Below are 1745 nucleotides of genomic sequence, written 5' to 3'. Positions count from 1 at the left end.
ATAAAGGTATGGGATTTTCCAACACGTTTTTTTCATTGGGCTATGGTGTGTTTAGTTGGCGGATTGTGGTGGACAGCTGAAATAGGTGAAATGCAGTGGCATCAAATATTGGCGTACCTATTGATGACACTGATTACATTTAGATTAATTTGGGGCTTTATAGGAAGTGACACCGCTAAGTTTACACATTTTTTTGTTGCACCTAATAAAGTTATCGCTTACGCGAAAGCCCAACCTAAACCTGTATCACTTGGGCATAACCCATTAGGTGGTTATATGGTGATTGTGTTGCTGGGAACACTTGTGTTGCAGTTAACCACGGGTTTATTTGCAACTGATGATATTTTTACTGAAGGCCCGCTGATATATCTAGTTTCGTCAGATACAGCTGGGTGGCTAACCTGGTTGCATAAAACCAATTTCAATCTTATTCTGGCTTTGGCTGCGGTGCATATCATTGCCGTATTAGTGCATGTGTTTAAGGGCGACAATATACTTAAAGCCATGTTCAGTGGTTATAAACAAGTTACCGAACAGGTCGCTTCACCTACATTGCGTTCGCCTTGGATGGCGTTAGTTATCGTGCTAGCCATATTTGCGGCTATTTGGTGGTTACTTCTCGAGCCTGTGGTCAGTTTTTTATAATTTCAGGCAAACTAAAGCCAATAAAAAAGCCCATAAAGATGGGCTTTTTTCATTTTTCTACTGAGCAGAGCTACTTTTACTTGCCATGGCTAACCAATCAAATTAGAGACTGATTCACTCAGTAGCAAAATAGATTAGTCTTTTTTGTAAACGTCGTGGCAACCTTTACAGCTTTTACCTGTGTTAGCAAAAGCTTGTTTAATGTTATTTTGATCGCTTGATTTAGCTGCAACAGCTAAAGCCGCAGCATTATCTTGAAATGCAGTCATTTTGCTATCAAAATCGGCTTTATCCTGCCAAATTTTTGCTAGTGCTTCGGTATCGCCTTTATCTGAACCGGCAATAAAACCTTCATGTGGTATCTTTGATAGCGCTGCAACATTGTCTGCACGAGTACTAAATACTGCTGCATCAAAAGGTTTTTTACCTTTTAGCATCGCGCCCATATCACCAAAGTTATAAGCAATTAAGCCGAAAGCAGCTTGGCGGTATTCAATGGCATCTGCAGGTTCTTCAAAATTATTCGCAAACACAGCAGGGATTATCATTGCGGTTGCCGCAACCGTTAGTAATATTTTTTTCATCGTCATCCTTCACTTTTTTGTGGGTGGTACTGGTTCCATAAGCACAGATATCCACATAATTAAGCTAAATTTTAATTAAAGTGCTAACCATTAAATGTTCAGCCTAATAATTAGTCGAGTTTTTAGCGCTTAGTTATGAGGGTATTACACATCATTCTACACAATTTTATAAGCACTTTGCGATATCTTTCATCAATAGCATACCGCAGTTATTTTTCATTTTTCATTACAAGTTTATCGCTAGCAATTTTGCTAATCGGCGTCGTTCCTTGGTACACTTGTAATGTCTGGGCATTACTAAAAAGAGAAAAACAATGCGTGCCAATTGGAATTTAGTAGTAGAAAAAATATTAACCCATGCAAATGAAGATGATTTGTCGGTGTTGTTTCATTTGTTATTAACTGAAGAAGAACGTAGTGCGGTTTCTGGACGTTTACAGGTGTTTCAAACGTTATTAGCAGGGGAGTTGAGCCAGAGACAAATTGCTGCAGAACATCAAGTGAGTATTGCAACGA

At 38.9% G+C, this 1745-nt stretch carries 3 protein-coding genes; 2 read left to right on the top strand and 1 reads right to left on the bottom strand.

The genetic code is table 11. The features are described from left to right. Nucleotides 1-645, top strand: a 645-nt coding sequence (locus tag CXF78_RS16465; protein ID WP_102037384.1) for a cytochrome b/b6 domain-containing protein, incomplete at its 5' end; no start/stop codon positions are given. A 134-nt stretch (nt 646-779) separates the two neighbouring features. Here CXF78_RS16465 and CXF78_RS16460 read toward each other — a convergent pair. After that, nucleotides 780-1229: a c-type cytochrome gene (locus CXF78_RS16460; protein ID WP_011638358.1), complete on the bottom strand. Its 450-nt coding sequence runs from the start codon at nt 1227-1229 to the stop codon at nt 780-782. Nucleotides 1230-1543: 314 nt separating this feature from the next. Between CXF78_RS16460 and CXF78_RS16455 the strand changes: the two genes are divergently transcribed. Beyond that, nucleotides 1544-1745 (top strand): Trp family transcriptional regulator (locus CXF78_RS16455; protein ID WP_102037383.1); only part of this gene is annotated, 202 nt, incomplete at its 3' end.

It is taken from the genome of Shewanella sp. 11B5 (assembly GCF_002836795.1).
Classification (GTDB): Bacteria; Pseudomonadota; Gammaproteobacteria; order Enterobacterales; family Shewanellaceae; genus Shewanella; species Shewanella frigidimarina.
Note: the sequence above shows the minus strand (reverse complement) of the source record. Positions and strands in the feature narration are given on the sequence as shown.